Below are 12,260 nucleotides of genomic sequence, written 5' to 3'. Positions count from 1 at the left end.
GCCACGGTGCCGAATTACAGGCGAGCCGCGGCCCTTCGTCAACGACGCCCAAATCGTGAAAAAGCGTCGTACTTCGAGATAGTCGGTATCAGCCGAGAACGTCGTGGCGGACGATCGTCTGGTCGCGGCCGGGGCCGACGCCGATCGCCGACACGCGGGCGCCGCTGATGCTCTCCAGGTACTCGACGTAGGAGCGCGCGTTGGCCGGCAGCTCCTCGAACGAGCGGCAGCCCGAGATGTCCTCGAACCAGCCCGGCAGCTCCTCGTACACCGGCACGGCGTGGTGCACGTCGGTCTGCGTCATCGGCATCTCGTCGACCCGGCGACCGTCCACTTCGTACCCGACGCAGACCGGCACCTTCTCCAGGCCCGACAACACGTCCAGCTTCGTGAGGAAGTAGTCGGTGATGCCGTTGACGCGCGAGGCGTAGCGGGCGATCACGGCGTCGAACCAGCCGGTGCGCCGCGAACGTCCCGTGGTGACACCGAACTCACCGCCCTGCTTGCGCAGGAACTCGCCCATGTCGTCGTTCAGCTCGGTCGGGAACGGACCGGAGCCCACGCGCGTGGTGTAGGCCTTCAGGATGCCGATCACGGTGTTGATCCGCGTCGGGCCGACACCGGAGCCGACGGCCGCGCCACCCGATGTCGGGTTCGACGACGTGACGAACGGGTAGGTGCCGTGGTCGACGTCGAGCAGGGTGCCCTGCGAGCCCTCCAGCAGCACGATCTCGTCGCGGTCGAGCGCCTGGTTGAGCAGCAGGCGGGTGTCGGCGATGCGGTGCACGAAGTGCTGGCCGCGCTCCAGGACCTGGTCGACGACCTGGTCGGGGTCGAGCGCCTTGCGGTTGTAGACCTTGACCAGCACCTGGTTCTTGAAGTCCAGGGCGGCCTCGACCTTCTGCCGCAGGATCTTCTCGTCGAGCAGGTCCTGCGCGCGGACGCCGACGCGGGCGAGCTTGTCCTGGTAGCACGGGCCGATGCCGCGGCCGGTCGTGCCGATCTTCGCCTTGCCCAGGTAGCGCTCGGTCACCTTGTCGATGGCCACGTGGTACGGCATGATCAAGTGCGCGTCCGACGAGATCAGCAGGCTGCTGGTGTCGACGTTCTTCTCCTCGAGACCCGCGAGCTCCTCGAGCAGCACGCCGGGGTCGACCACGACACCGTTGCCGATCACGTTCTTCACACCCGGTGTGAGAATGCCGGACGGGATGAGGTGGAGGGCGAACTTCTGGCCGTCCGGGAGGACCACGGTGTGACCCGCGTTGTTGCCGCCCTGGTAGCGGACGATCCACTGGACACGCTCACCGAGGATGTCGGTGGCCTTGCCCTTGCCCTCATCGCCCCACTGGGCACCGATCAGCACGACGGCCGGCATGTGAAACTCCAAGCGCTTGGACTGGTTCGAGCGAACGCCGGTAAGCGAGGGTAGACCAGGAGATGACCGTGCACGGAATCGTGTTGGCCTGCGGAAACACGCAGTCGCCAATGATCACTCAACGTGACGACGTCCACGTCGTCCCGGCGCGCCCCGGCAAGGACCACGTCGACCCCTGCCTGGACGCGGAACGGCTCGTCGTCGTGGGCACGGACGCCGACCTCGCCGCGGTCGCGGTCCGGTTGCTGCGCAAGGAGAAGCTCGGCTCGGTGGCGGTGGGTTACGTGCCCGTCGGCGAGTCGGCGGTGGCCGCGCTGTGGGGGCTGTCGACGAACCAGGAACGCGCTCTCGACGTGGCCCTGAACGGTGACGTGGATCCCGTTCCGCTCGTGCGCGACGACGTCGGCGGTGTCCTCATGGGACTGGGCGTGCTTTCGCCCGTTCGTGGCGTTGGTTACAGCGACGCGGACAACGTGCTGCGCGGGCAGGCGTCGCGGATCGAGTGCACGCCCGACACCGAGGGCGGCCTGGGGCTCGTGGTCCGGATCGTCAACAAGCGGCTCATCGGCTCGAAGGTGAAGGAGAGCCGGCCGCGCGCGTTCCAGCTCGGCTGTCTGCCGACGACGGCCACGCTCGACGGGCACAAGCACCCGCGGCCGGTCGACAAGTGGACCTGGTACCGCCACACCGAGGACCTGAGGCTCGTTCGAGGCGTCTAACCGTCAACTTGTAATTCGCCGGAGTGTCACTCGAAGGCATTGCCTAATTCCAGAATGTGACGAAGGGTAGTCCCGATCACTTTCCAACAAGGAAGGTCGGGACGATGTCAAAAGTTAACCGAACCGTCGGCGTCCTGGTTGCCACCGCGGCCATCGCCCTCGGTTTTGTTTCCCCTGCACTCGCGACACCGCCGAACATTCCCAGCACCGCCACCGCGAAATCCGAGCTGGCGGGCCTCACCGTGCGCGCGGACGGCTCCATGACGGGCTATTCGCGCGACAAGTTCCCGCACTGGATCACCCAGTCGGGTACCTGCAACACCCGTGAGGCCGTGTTGAAGCGCGACGGCACGAACGTGGTGACAGACTCCTCGTGCGCCGCCACGTCGGGCCGCTGGTTCTCGCCCTACGACGGCGCGACCTGGTCCGCGGCGGCCGACGTGGACATCGACCACGTCGTACCCCTGGCGGCCGCCTGGAGGTCGGGAGCGAGCTCGTGGACGACCGCGCAACGCCAGTCGTTCGCCAACGACCTGTCGGGCCCGCAGCTGATCGCGGTGACCGACAACGTGAACCAGTCGAAGGGCGACCAGACGCCGGCGACGTGGAAGCCGCCGCTGACCTCGTACTGGTGCACCTACGCGAAGATGTGGGTACACACCAAGTACCGCTGGAGCCTCAGCGTGAACTCGGCGGAGAAGACCGAACTGACGGGCATGCTCGGAAGGTGCTGATGGCGTCCCATTCCTCGCTCTTCGTGGCGGGCCCCGGTGGCGTGATGACCGACGAGGTCGGCGTCGTCACCGGCGACCTGGAGCTGTGCACGGAGCTCTCCGACGACGGGAAGCTGCGCGCGCTGGTCCGCTACGAGGGCGCGGAGGAGTGGTACGCGATCACGGGCGGTTCGTGCGCCCTGGCAGATCCTCAGGACCACGAACAGGTCCACTCCCTGCTGCTGGGGATCCTGAACCGGCCGGAGGGCTGAGGGGCGGCAACGCCTCCATCGCCTCGCTCCGGCTCACCCCGGTCGCCTGCAACAGGTCCACCGCGACACTGCGGATCTGGGCCAGCACGACCTTGGACGAGAACCCGTCCCCGCCGAGACGCCGCGCGGTGAGCTGCCGCGCGGCGTCCCGCACGGCCTCCCGGGTCCCGCTGGGCTCCTTGCCCTTCTCCAGCTCGCCCCTGAGGCAGTCGACGGCGTCCGCGTAGTCCTTCAGCACCTGCGGCACCCCGTCCGGGATCTGCTCCTGGGCCTTGAGCGCCGCCATCACCCGCCGGGCCAGCACACGCGTGTTGCGAATCGCGTAGTCCACCGGCCCGGCCGCGGTCTGGTACCGGCTGAGCTCGTCCTTGGACCGCCACCGAATCGGCGCGATCTTCGCGATCTCGCTGCCGGTCTGCAGCGCCGCCTTGTAGGCGTCGATCGTGTCCTGACTGGTCCGCAGCTCGGCCAGCACCCCGGCGGCCTTCACCGAGTCCTTCTCGTCCAACGCCCCGGCGAGGGTGCGCAGCGCCCCGCTGAGGGTGTTCGTCAACGCCTTGAGCTGCCGCTGCGCCACCGTGACGGGGTTGGCGGGGAGCAACGCCGCGACGACGAGCCCGACCAGTCCACCGGTCAACGCGTCGATCATCCGGTCGAACCCGCCGCCGGCGCTGGGCGGCAACAGCGTCGCGACCAGCACGGCACTGCTCCCGGCCTGCAACGCGATGACGGTCCCGCCGTCGAGCAGCACCGCGGCCGACATCGCCAGCGCGACCACGAGCGCGATCTGCCAGGGCCCGCTGCCGATCCACCCGATCAGCGCGTCCCCGACCCCCACACCGACGGACACGCCGACGACGAGCTCACCGACGCGCCGCAGCCGCTGCCCCAGCGAGACGCCGAGGCAGACGACGGCGGCGATCGGTGCGAAGAAAGGGTGCTGGTGCCCGATCACGAGGGTCGCGACGACCCACGCCAGACCAGCGGACAGTGCACAGTGGACGATCGGCAGCGCGGCCCCGCGCCACCGCGCCAGCCCACGCCCGACCGCGTCCCGGACGACACCCACGTCAGCTCAGACCAACCCCAGCGCGGCCGGGGCCTCGGGGTCGGAGTCGGCCAGGAACGTGCTGCACCGCTCCCACTCCTCGTCCTCCCCGATCTCCCGGGCGGCCCGGGCCAACGCCCCGAGCGACCGCAGGAACCCCTGGTTGGGCCGGTGGTCCCACGGGACGGGCCCGAACCCCTTCCACCCGGACCGGCGCAGCTGGTCGAGCCCCCGGTGGTAGCCGGTGCGCGCGTACGCGTAAGCAGCGACGGGGTCACCGGAGTGCAGCGAGCGCTCGGCCAGCAGAGCCCAGGCCTCGGAGAAGTCGGGGTAGGCCCGCACGATCTTGGCGGGGTCGGTGCCGCCGTCCGCGGCGGCCTGCGCCTCGGGGCGGTCGGGGAGGCGGGTCGGTTCGGGCCCGAGCAGGTTCTCAACCATGCGGCTCATCGTGCCGCACGGGACCGGCTCAGGAGAGGAAGACCCTCATGACCGTGGCCACAACAGCCAGGGCCAATGCGGTGACGAGCACGGCTGCGACGAACTTCTTGCCCATGGCCGTGCATGCTGCCGCGCTCGGCCGTTCAGATCAACGCGGTTCACCCGCTCGTGCACACAAATTGGAAACATCAGGGTAAAACCAGGGTGGATTCGGCTTCCTGATGCCGGAACAGCGGCCCATGATGTGCGGATGATTCAGGGGGCAAGGCAGTTCCGGGACCAGTACTGGGAGCGGGGCGTTCCGGGCAGGGAGACACCGGCGGCGCTCACGAAGCAGCTCTACCGGCTGTGGCTCGTCGGACTGCTCCTCAAGCTGATCGGCTCGTCGTGGGACGTCTCGTGGCACTTCAAGTGGCTGCGCGACGACCTGGCGCCACCGCATCTGATCAACACGGTCGGCACGGTCATCGTCGTGGGGCTCACGCTGTTCCACACGTTCACCGGGTACGGCGTCGACAAGCTCACGCTGCGGCTCATGCAGATCGGCTGCGGGATCTTCCTCGTCGCCCTGCCGATCGACATCATCAACCACCGGGTCAACGGGCTCGACATCACGTCGTGGAGTGGTTCACACGCGCTGCTCTACCTCGGCACCGCGGTGATGCTCGCCGGCGCGATCCGCGGGTGGATGAAGTACTTCCCCGAGGGCAACGCGCGGACGTTCGGGCTCGTCGCCCTGTGGTTCTTCTTCCTGGAGAACGTCTGGTTCCCCAACCAGCACCAGGAGTACGGCGTGCGCGCTCTGCAGGCCTGGGACAACGGCAAGCCGGAGGCCGAGCCGATCCTGCTGCAGTTCGCCGCCGACCAGCTCGGCGTCGGGGTGGGGCGCGAGGCGGTCGTGCACTTCGCGCTGCCGATCGCGGACTGGGTCTACCCGGTGTGGGGGCTCGTCGCGGCGGCGATCGTGCTGGTCATCGCGCGGCGCACGATCGACCGGCCCTGGGCGGCCACCGCGGTCGTCGGCGGGTACGTCGTCTACCGGTGCCTGATCTGGCCGTTGCTCGCGGGCATCGACTTCCCGAAGTCCGCCGTGCCGTTCTTCCTGGTCCTCGTCGGTCTCGCGATCGACGCGGCGCACGCGGTGAAGATGCCCACGCCGGCCGCGGCCGTGCTGGGCTCGGCGGCCGTCACGACGGTCGGCTACGTCGGCATCTGGTTCCAGCAGGAGTACCTGTGGGGACCGCCGATCGCGTTCGCGTCGGCGGCGGTCACGGCCGTGCTGCTCGCGGTGCTCTGGACGGTCGGGGACATGGTGATCCACCGGCCGGAGGCGCGGCTGATCGCGTCACGCCTGGAGCTGGGCTGACAACCTGCTGGTGATCCGGCCGAACAGGTCGGTCAGCGGCTCGCCGACGTCCCGCCCGAACTCGGTCAACCCGTAGGTGACCTGGGGCGGGGTCGTCGGCTCCACCCTGCGCCAGATCAGCCCGTCGTCGACGAGGCCGCGCAGGGTCTGCGACAGCATCTTCTCGCTGATGCCCTGGATGCCGTCGCGCAGCTCGAAGAACCTCAGGTCGTTGGCCTGCAGCGAGATCAGCACCCAGATGCCCCAGCGGCTGGTGACGTGGTCGACCATCTCGCGCGCGGGGCAGTTGGTGTGAAACACGTCATAGCGCCCGTTGTTCCCGGGACGCGTGAACTGAGGTCCGACCGCCATGTCGGGAGCTTACCCGCAGGTACGTCCTTACGAAATGTAAGCCCGGTTCCTACCGTCGTCCGCACAACGACGAAGGAGCTGGACATGATCGTGGTGACCGGGGCGACCGGGAACATCGGACGACCCCTCACGAAGGCACTGGCCGAGGCGGGCGAGCAGGTGGTGGCCGTGTCGCGGCACGCCGCGGAGGTGCCCGACGGCGTGCGGCACCAGGTGGCGGACCTCTCCGATCCGGAAAGCCTCGACCTGACGGGCGCGAAGGCGTTGTTCCTGCTGCTCTCCGGCGACCTGCACGCCGTCGGCGCCAGCCCCGCCGCCCTGGTCGAACGGGCCGTCGCGCAGGGCGTGGGCCGGGTGGTGCTGCTGTCGTCGCTGGGCGTGCGGACCAGGCCGTTCGGCACGACGCGGGTCGAACTGCGCGGGCTGGAGGACCTGGTGCGCGGCTCCGGCCTCGGCTGGGCGGTCCTGCGGCCGGGCGGGTTCGCGTCCAACGCGCTGTGGTGGGCGGAGTCGGTCCGCACCCGGCGGACCGTCGCCGCGCCGTTCGGCGACACCGGCGTGCCGGTGATCGACCCGGCGGACATCGCCGAGGTCGCGGCCACCGCCCTGCTGAGCGACCGGAACGGCATCCTCGAGCTCACCGGGCCGGAGGTGGTCACGCCGCGGCAGCAGGCGCAGGCCATCGCGGACGCGCTCGGCGAGCCCGTGCGGTTCCACGAGCTGACCCGCGCCGAGGCCAAGGCGGGCATGGAGCAGCTGATGCCCGGCGAGCTCGCCGACGACACCCTGGACATCCTGGGCTCGCCCACCCCGGACGAGGTGGCGGTGAGCCCGGACGTCGAGAAGGTCCTCGGCCGTGCCCCGCGCACGTTCGCGGACTGGGTCGAGCGCAACGTCGAGGCGTTCCGCTGAGAACGAAAGGGCCCCCGGCGGAAACCGGGGGCCCTTCGCCGAACGGTGCGTCAGCCCGCGATCATGCGGCCCGACGACTTGAGGTGCTCGCACGCCTGCGCGATGCGGGCGCCCATGGCCGTCTCGGCGGCCTTGAGGTAGCTGCGCGGGTCGTAGGCCTTCTTGTTGCCGACCTCGCCGTCGATCTTCAGCACGCCGTCGTAGTTCGCGAACATGTGCGCCGCGATCGGGCGCGTGAACGCGTACTGCGTGTCCGTGTCGATGTTCATCTTGATGACGCCGTACGACACGGCCTCGTGGATCTCCTCGAGCAGCGAGCCGGAGCCGCCGTGGAAGACCAGGTCGAACGGCTTCGAGCCGGCCGCGAGGCCGAGCTTCTCCGCCACGACGTCCTGGCCCTGCTTGAGGATCTCCGGGCGCAGCTTCACGTTGCCCGGCTTGTAGACGCCGTGCACGTTGCCGAACGTCGCGGCGAGGAGGTAGCGGCCCTTCTCGCCGGCGCCGAGCGCCTCGACCGTCTTCAGGTAGTCCTCGGGCGTCGTGTAGAGCTTGTCGTTGATCTCGTTGTCGACGCCGTCCTCCTCGCCACCGACGACGCCGACCTCGATCTCGAGGACGAGCTTGGCCTTGGCGGAGAGGTCGAGCAGCTCGCTCGCGATCTGGAGGTTCTCCTCCAGCGGCACGGCGGAGCCGTCCCACATGTGCGACTGGAAGAGCGGGTTGCCGCCCTTGTCCACCCGCTCCTGGCTGATCGCGATCAGCGGCCGCACGTACCCGTCGAGCTTGTCCTTCGGGCAGTGGTCGGTGTGCAGCGCGATGTTGACCGGGTACTTCGCGGCCACGACGTGCGCGTACTCGGCCAGTGCCACGGCGCCGGTCACCATGTCCTTGACCTTGGTGCCCGAGGCGAACTCGGCACCGCCGGTCGAGACCTGGATGATGCCGTCGCTCTCAGCCTCGGCGAAGCCGCGCAGAGCCGCGTTGAGCGTCTCCGACGACGTGACGTTGATGGCGGGGTAGGCGAACTCGTTCGCCTTGGCCCGGTCCAGCATCTCCGCGTAGACCTCGGGAGTTGCGATGGGCATCGGTGGTCCTCCTCAGGCGCCCTGACGGGTGTCGACCGCATCCTACGAGGCCGGGTCACAGACCCAACGCGGCGGCCAGCTCGGCATAGTGCCCGTTCAGGGACTGGATGGCCACGTGGTCGGCACCGGCGGCCAGGTGGGCGCGCAGCTTCTCGGCCACCTGGCCGGGGTTACCGTGCGGTACGAGTGCATCGATCAAGTCGTCGGACCCGAGATCGGCGACGTCGGCCTCGGTGAAACCCCAGCGCAACCAGTTGCGGGTGTAGTTCGTGAGCCCGAAGTAGAACGCCAGCTGCTCGCGCGCGATCTTGCGCGCCGCGGCCGGGTCCTCCTCGACGACGACGGTCACCTCGGGGGCGAGGAACTTGCCCGCGCCGAGGACCTCGCGGGCGTGCGCGGTGTGCTGGACGGGCACGAGGTAGGGGTGCGCGCCCGCGGTCCGCTCGGCGGCGAGCCGCAGGACGCGGGGGCCGAGCGCGGCCAGAACGATCTTGTCGCTCGGAACGTCGAGCCGGTCGAGGTAGGCCGTGAGCTTCTCGAACGGCTTCTCGTAGGCCTGGTCGACCTGCCGGTGCCCCACCCCGACGCCGAGCAGGAACCGGTCGCCGCCGATGCGGTGGAACGAGCGGGAGACGTCCTCCGGCTCGGTCTGCCAGACGTTGACGATGCCGGTGGCCACGGTCAGCGAGCCGGTCGCCCGCACCAGCCGCTCCGCGAACGTCAGGTCCCCCGCCGGCGAACCGCCGAGCCAGAAGGTGCCGAAGCCCAGCCCTTCGAGCTCCGCGACCCCCTCGACCGACCAGTTGTGCTCGGTACCCCACACGCCGAAAGTTCCACAATTCGTCACGGTACGAGCCTGGAGGCATAGTGGATGACATGGCAACTGCCCGGTGGAACGACAAGATCATCGCATCGAGTGACGACACGGTCGTCGTCGAAGGCAACCACTACTTCCCGCTCGACTCGGTGGACCCGGACGTGCTCAAGGCGTCCGACCACACCACGGTCTGCCCGTGGAAGGGCACCGCGAACTACTTCTCGCTGCAGGTGGACGGCGCGGAGAACCGCGACGCGGCCTGGTACTACGCGGAACCCAAGGAGGCGGCGGCGGAGATCAAGGGCCGGGTGGCGTTCTGGAAGGGCGTCGACATCACGGCCTGACCGACGGCATCGGCGGGGTGCGCGTGCGCGGGGCGGACCGCACCCCCACGGTCTACCGTTCGTCCATGGGGATCTTGAGCAGCACAGACCTGGACGTGTCCCGCCTCTGCCTGGGCGGCAACGTGTTCGGCTGGACCGCCGACGAGCAGCAGTCGTTCGCCGTGCTCGACGCCTACGTCGAGGCCGGTGGCAACTTCGTCGACACCGCCGACGTCTACTCGGCCTGGGCGGAGGGCAACTCCGGCGGCGAGTCCGAGGCGATCGTCGGCCGGTGGCTCGCGCGGCGCGGCCACCGCGACCGGGTCGTCGTCGCCACCAAGGTCGGCATGCTGGCCGGGTTCGACAACCAGAAGCGCGACACGGTCCTCATCGGCGCCGAGCGGTCGCTCAAGCGCCTCGGCCTCGACCACATCGACCTCTACTACGTCCACCGCGACGACCCGGGCACTCCGCTCGAGGAGACGCTCGCCGCCTACGACGAGCTGGTCAGGCAGGGCAAGGTCCGCCACGTCGCCGCGTCCAACTTCTCCGCCGAACGGCTGGCGCTCGCGCTCGAGATCCAGCACCGCGAGGGCTTCGCGCGGTTCGTCGCGCTGCAGCCCGAGTACAACCTGGTCAGCCGCACGAAGTTCGAGGGCGCGCTCCAGCAGGTCGTCGCCGCGAACGGGCTCGCGACGGTGCCGTACTTCTCGCTCGCCAGGGGCTTCCTGACCGGCAAGTACCGGCCGGGCGTCGAGGTCGAGAGCGTGCGCGCGCAGAGCGCCTCGCAGCACCTCGACGAGCACGGGCTGCAGGTCCTGGAGGTGCTCGACGAGCTGGCCGAGACGCACGCGACGACCGTGGCCGCGGTCGCCCTCGCGTGGCTCGCGCAGCAGCCGACCGTGGCGGCGCCGATCGCGTCCGCGCGGACGTTGGAGCAGCTCGCCGACCTCACGCCGGTGCTGTCCCTCGAGCTCTCCCAGGACGAGGTGGACCGGCTCAGCGCAATTTAACTTGCCAGTAGCTTACCGGGAGTAGGTTGGGTTACCGTGGCGGTCATGGACGTCACGGGCAAGGTGATACTGATCACCGGCGCGGCTAGGGGCATCGGCGCGGAGGTGGCGCGGCAGCTGGCCGCGCGCGGGGCTCGGCTCGCGCTCGTCGGGCTGGAGAAGGCCCAGCTCGACGAGGTCGCGCGGCAGACCGGCGGCATGGCGTGGGAAGCCGACGTCACCGACTGGGACGTGCTCGAACGCGTCACGAACGAGGTCGCCGAGCACTTCGGCGGCATTGACGTCGTGGTGGCGAACGCGGGCATCGCGGCCACCGGGTTCGTGCGCTCGATGGACCCGAAGGCGTTCGAACGGGTCATCGAGGTCAACCTGCTCGGCGTGTGGCGCACGGTCCGCACGGCGCTGCCGCACCTGGTCCGCAGCCGCGGTTACTGCCTGGTCGTGTCGTCGCTCGCGGCGATCGTGCACATCCCCGGCAACGCGGCCTACTCGGCGGCGAAGGCGGGCAGCGAGGCGTTCGCGGACAGCCTCCGCGCCGAAGTCCGGCACCTGGGCGTGGGCGTCGGCACGGCGTACTTCTCGTGGATCGCCACGGACATGGTCAACAGCGCCGACGAGCACCCGGTGTTCGGCCGGCTGCGCCAGGGCATGCCGGGGCTCGCGAGCAAGAAGTACCCGGTGCGCGACGTCGGCAGGGCCGTCGTGAAGGGCATCGAGAGGCGGGCGAAGGCGGTCCACGTCCCCGGCTGGGTCGGCGCTCTGAAGTACTTCCGCGCGTTCACGCCGCTGGTCGTGGACCGCCAGGCGGTCGCGGAGATCGCCGAGGCCGACCGGCAGATGGCCGACGACGACACGTCGGGCCTGGTCGGGCCGGGCGGGCGGGCCGCTAGCCGGTGACCCAGGTGCCGAGCAGGGCGTTCCACGGGCGGATGGTCCACGAGTCGACGACCTCCGCCGGCGTGTACGGGTCCGCGGCGATGACCTCCCGCACGGCCGCCTCGTCCGCGGCCTCGTAGATGATCAACGCGCCGGTGTCGTCCGCGAACGGGCCGGCGGCCAGGAGCACGCCCTTCCCGGACAGGGAGGCGAGGTAATCGCGGTGCGCGGGACGAACCGCGAGACGCTTCTCGGTATCGGGACCGAACACCAATTCGACTGCAAAGCGGGCCATGCGACCACCGTAGCGACGGTGACCGGTACCGTCCTACCTTGTGGTTGGCGACGAAACACCGCGCACCGTGCAGGACACCCTGACCAACCTGCGAATCAAGGACGGCGTCGCAGGACCTCCCACGGGGCCTCTCACACTCGAAGACCTCTACAAGCAGCACCGCATGCGCCTCATCCGGCTCGCGCTGCTGCTCGTGGACGAGCCCGCGACAGCCGAGGACGTGGTGCAGGAGGCCTTCACCGGCCTGCACCGCAACTGGAAGGGCCTGCGCGACGCACAGGCCGCCGTGGGCTACCTCCGCACCGCCGTGGTAAACGGCTCGCGCAGCGTGCTGCGCCGCCGCAAGACCGCCCGCGACTACACACCGCCGCACGTGGCGAACGCGCGCTCGGCCGAGTCGCTCGCGATGCTGACCGCGGAGCACCAGGCCGTGGTCAAGGCGTTGCAGCAGCTGCCGCCGCGCCAGCGCGAGGTGCTCGTGCTGCGCTACTACGGCGACCTGTCCGAAGCCGAGATCGCGGAGGCCACCGGCATCTCGAAGGGCACGGTGAAGTCGACGGCCTCCCGTGCGCTCGACGCCCTCCAGAAGATCATGGCCGGCTGACCGCCACAGGCAGCACACTTCACAGTTTCCGCAGCTGAAGCCGTTTTGCC

General features: G+C 69.6%; 16 protein-coding genes. 9 read left to right on the top strand and 7 right to left on the bottom strand.

Annotation, left to right across the window (positions count from 1 at the left end):
* Positions 1 to 88: 88 nt before the first annotated feature.
* Entirely contained in the window at positions 89 to 1,378 is a 1,290-nt protein-coding gene (locus tag ACFWGZ_RS03825) for an adenylosuccinate synthase (RefSeq protein WP_382449923.1), read from the bottom strand.
* A 110-nt stretch (positions 1,379 to 1,488) separates the two neighbouring features.
* Between ACFWGZ_RS03825 and ACFWGZ_RS03820 the strand changes: the two genes are divergently transcribed.
* From ACFWGZ_RS03820 to ACFWGZ_RS03810, 3 genes are all read left to right on the top strand, one after another.
* A complete protein-coding gene (locus tag ACFWGZ_RS03820; protein ID WP_382449922.1) occupies positions 1,489 to 2,097 on the top strand; it encodes a hypothetical protein in 609 nt (202 codons plus the stop codon).
* Between the two features lie 104 nt (positions 2,098 to 2,201).
* The gene (locus ACFWGZ_RS03815; protein WP_382449921.1) at positions 2,202 to 2,831 is read left to right on the top strand and encodes an HNH endonuclease family protein; all 630 of its coding nucleotides are present in this window, start codon (positions 2,202 to 2,204) and stop codon (positions 2,829 to 2,831) included.
* Positions 2,831 to 3,082: a hypothetical protein gene (locus ACFWGZ_RS03810; RefSeq protein ID WP_325521055.1), complete on the top strand. Its 252-nt coding sequence runs from the start codon at positions 2,831 to 2,833 to the stop codon at positions 3,080 to 3,082. Before ACFWGZ_RS03815 ends, ACFWGZ_RS03810 begins: the two co-directional genes overlap by 1 nt.
* Here ACFWGZ_RS03810 and ACFWGZ_RS03805 read toward each other — a convergent pair.
* Complete coding sequence (locus ACFWGZ_RS03805) at positions 2,991 to 4,151, bottom strand: aromatic acid exporter family protein (protein ID WP_382449920.1); 1,161 nt, start codon at positions 4,149 to 4,151, stop codon at positions 2,991 to 2,993. The two genes, ACFWGZ_RS03810 and ACFWGZ_RS03805, sit on opposite strands and share 92 nt — an antisense overlap.
* A 6-nt stretch (positions 4,152 to 4,157) precedes the next feature.
* Complete coding sequence (locus tag ACFWGZ_RS03800) at positions 4,158 to 4,568, bottom strand: DUF3151 domain-containing protein (RefSeq protein ID WP_382449959.1); 411 nt, start codon at positions 4,566 to 4,568, stop codon at positions 4,158 to 4,160.
* 250 nt (positions 4,569 to 4,818) lie between these two features.
* On the opposite strand from ACFWGZ_RS03800, the gene ACFWGZ_RS03795 reads away from it, so the two are divergent.
* Complete coding sequence (locus tag ACFWGZ_RS03795; RefSeq protein WP_382449919.1) at positions 4,819 to 5,934, top strand: hypothetical protein; 1,116 nt, start codon at positions 4,819 to 4,821, stop codon at positions 5,932 to 5,934.
* Here ACFWGZ_RS03795 and ACFWGZ_RS03790 read toward each other — a convergent pair.
* On the bottom strand, positions 5,914 to 6,285 hold the full coding sequence (locus ACFWGZ_RS03790) for a winged helix-turn-helix transcriptional regulator (RefSeq protein WP_382449918.1): 372 nt from the start codon (positions 6,283 to 6,285) through the stop codon (positions 5,914 to 5,916). The two genes, ACFWGZ_RS03795 and ACFWGZ_RS03790, sit on opposite strands and share 21 nt — an antisense overlap.
* Before the next feature lie 84 nt (positions 6,286 to 6,369).
* Here ACFWGZ_RS03790 and ACFWGZ_RS03785 point away from each other — a divergent pair, with 84 nt between their 5' ends.
* Positions 6,370 to 7,197, top strand: coding sequence for an SDR family oxidoreductase (locus ACFWGZ_RS03785; protein WP_382449917.1), 828 nt, complete (start codon positions 6,370 to 6,372; stop codon positions 7,195 to 7,197).
* Between the two features lie 50 nt (positions 7,198 to 7,247).
* Here ACFWGZ_RS03785 and fbaA read toward each other — a convergent pair whose 3' ends face one another.
* Together fbaA and ACFWGZ_RS03775 are read right to left on the bottom strand one after the other, a co-directional pair.
* On the bottom strand, positions 7,248 to 8,282 hold the full coding sequence (gene fbaA, locus ACFWGZ_RS03780) for a class II fructose-bisphosphate aldolase (RefSeq protein ID WP_382449916.1): 1,035 nt from the start codon (positions 8,280 to 8,282) through the stop codon (positions 7,248 to 7,250).
* 55 nt (positions 8,283 to 8,337) lie between these two features.
* The gene (locus ACFWGZ_RS03775; RefSeq protein WP_382449915.1) at positions 8,338 to 9,129 is read right to left on the bottom strand and encodes an LLM class F420-dependent oxidoreductase; all 792 of its coding nucleotides are present in this window, start codon (positions 9,127 to 9,129) and stop codon (positions 8,338 to 8,340) included.
* Between the two features lie 29 nt (positions 9,130 to 9,158).
* On the opposite strand from ACFWGZ_RS03775, the gene ACFWGZ_RS03770 reads away from it, so the two are divergent.
* The 3 genes from ACFWGZ_RS03770 to ACFWGZ_RS03760 all read left to right on the top strand — a co-directional run bounded on the left by ACFWGZ_RS03770 (position 9,159) and on the right by ACFWGZ_RS03760 (position 11,332).
* Entirely contained in the window at positions 9,159 to 9,443 is a 285-nt protein-coding gene (locus tag ACFWGZ_RS03770; protein WP_382449914.1) for a DUF427 domain-containing protein, read from the top strand.
* Between the two features lie 65 nt (positions 9,444 to 9,508).
* Positions 9,509 to 10,435 carry an aldo/keto reductase gene (locus ACFWGZ_RS03765; RefSeq protein ID WP_382449913.1) on the top strand — a complete coding sequence of 309 codons (927 nt, stop codon included), beginning with the start codon at positions 9,509 to 9,511 and terminating at the stop codon, positions 10,433 to 10,435.
* A gap of 45 nt (positions 10,436 to 10,480) precedes the next feature.
* A complete protein-coding gene (locus tag ACFWGZ_RS03760) occupies positions 10,481 to 11,332 on the top strand; it encodes an SDR family oxidoreductase (RefSeq protein ID WP_382449912.1) in 852 nt (283 codons plus the stop codon).
* Here ACFWGZ_RS03760 and ACFWGZ_RS03755 read toward each other — a convergent pair.
* Entirely contained in the window at positions 11,322 to 11,606 is a 285-nt protein-coding gene (locus ACFWGZ_RS03755) for a YciI family protein (protein WP_382449911.1), read from the bottom strand. The genes ACFWGZ_RS03760 and ACFWGZ_RS03755 overlap by 11 nt on opposite strands.
* Positions 11,607 to 11,646: 40 nt before the next feature.
* Here ACFWGZ_RS03755 and ACFWGZ_RS03750 point away from each other — a divergent pair, with 40 nt between their 5' ends.
* The gene (locus ACFWGZ_RS03750; RefSeq protein ID WP_382418909.1) at positions 11,647 to 12,210 is read left to right on the top strand and encodes a SigE family RNA polymerase sigma factor; all 564 of its coding nucleotides are present in this window, start codon (positions 11,647 to 11,649) and stop codon (positions 12,208 to 12,210) included.
* The last annotated feature ends 50 nt before the right edge of the window (positions 12,211 to 12,260 follow it).

Origin of the sequence: Lentzea sp. NPDC060358, from assembly GCF_042725365.1 — a bacterium.
Classification (GTDB): domain Bacteria; phylum Actinomycetota; class Actinomycetes; order Mycobacteriales; family Pseudonocardiaceae; genus Lentzea.
Note: the sequence above shows the minus strand (reverse complement) of the source record. Positions and strands in the feature narration are given on the sequence as shown.

What these genes read in the sequence shown, in the direction of transcription:
- ACFWGZ_RS03825 (WP_382449923.1), bottom strand. Translation starts at nt 1,378, where the DNA reads ATGCCGGCCGTCGTGCTGATCGGTGCCCAGTGGGGCGATGAGGGCAAG.
- ACFWGZ_RS03820 (WP_382449922.1), top strand. Translation starts at nt 1,489, where the DNA reads ATGATCACTCAACGTGACGACGTCCACGTCGTCCCGGCGCGCCCCGGC.
- ACFWGZ_RS03815 (WP_382449921.1), top strand. Translation starts at nt 2,202, where the DNA reads ATGTCAAAAGTTAACCGAACCGTCGGCGTCCTGGTTGCCACCGCGGCC.
- ACFWGZ_RS03810 (WP_325521055.1), top strand. Translation starts at nt 2,831, where the DNA reads ATGGCGTCCCATTCCTCGCTCTTCGTGGCGGGCCCCGGTGGCGTGATG.
- ACFWGZ_RS03800 (WP_382449959.1), bottom strand. Translation starts at nt 4,568, where the DNA reads ATGGTTGAGAACCTGCTCGGGCCCGAACCGACCCGCCTCCCCGACCGC.
- ACFWGZ_RS03795 (WP_382449919.1), top strand. Translation starts at nt 4,819, where the DNA reads ATGATTCAGGGGGCAAGGCAGTTCCGGGACCAGTACTGGGAGCGGGGC.
- ACFWGZ_RS03790 (WP_382449918.1), bottom strand. Translation starts at nt 6,285, where the DNA reads ATGGCGGTCGGACCTCAGTTCACGCGTCCCGGGAACAACGGGCGCTAT.
- ACFWGZ_RS03785 (WP_382449917.1), top strand. Translation starts at nt 6,370, where the DNA reads ATGATCGTGGTGACCGGGGCGACCGGGAACATCGGACGACCCCTCACG.
- fbaA (WP_382449916.1), bottom strand. Translation starts at nt 8,282, where the DNA reads ATGCCCATCGCAACTCCCGAGGTCTACGCGGAGATGCTGGACCGGGCC.
- ACFWGZ_RS03770 (WP_382449914.1), top strand. Translation starts at nt 9,159, where the DNA reads ATGGCAACTGCCCGGTGGAACGACAAGATCATCGCATCGAGTGACGAC.
- ACFWGZ_RS03765 (WP_382449913.1), top strand. Translation starts at nt 9,509, where the DNA reads ATGGGGATCTTGAGCAGCACAGACCTGGACGTGTCCCGCCTCTGCCTG.
- ACFWGZ_RS03760 (WP_382449912.1), top strand. Translation starts at nt 10,481, where the DNA reads ATGGACGTCACGGGCAAGGTGATACTGATCACCGGCGCGGCTAGGGGC.
- ACFWGZ_RS03755 (WP_382449911.1), bottom strand. Translation starts at nt 11,606, where the DNA reads ATGGCCCGCTTTGCAGTCGAATTGGTGTTCGGTCCCGATACCGAGAAG.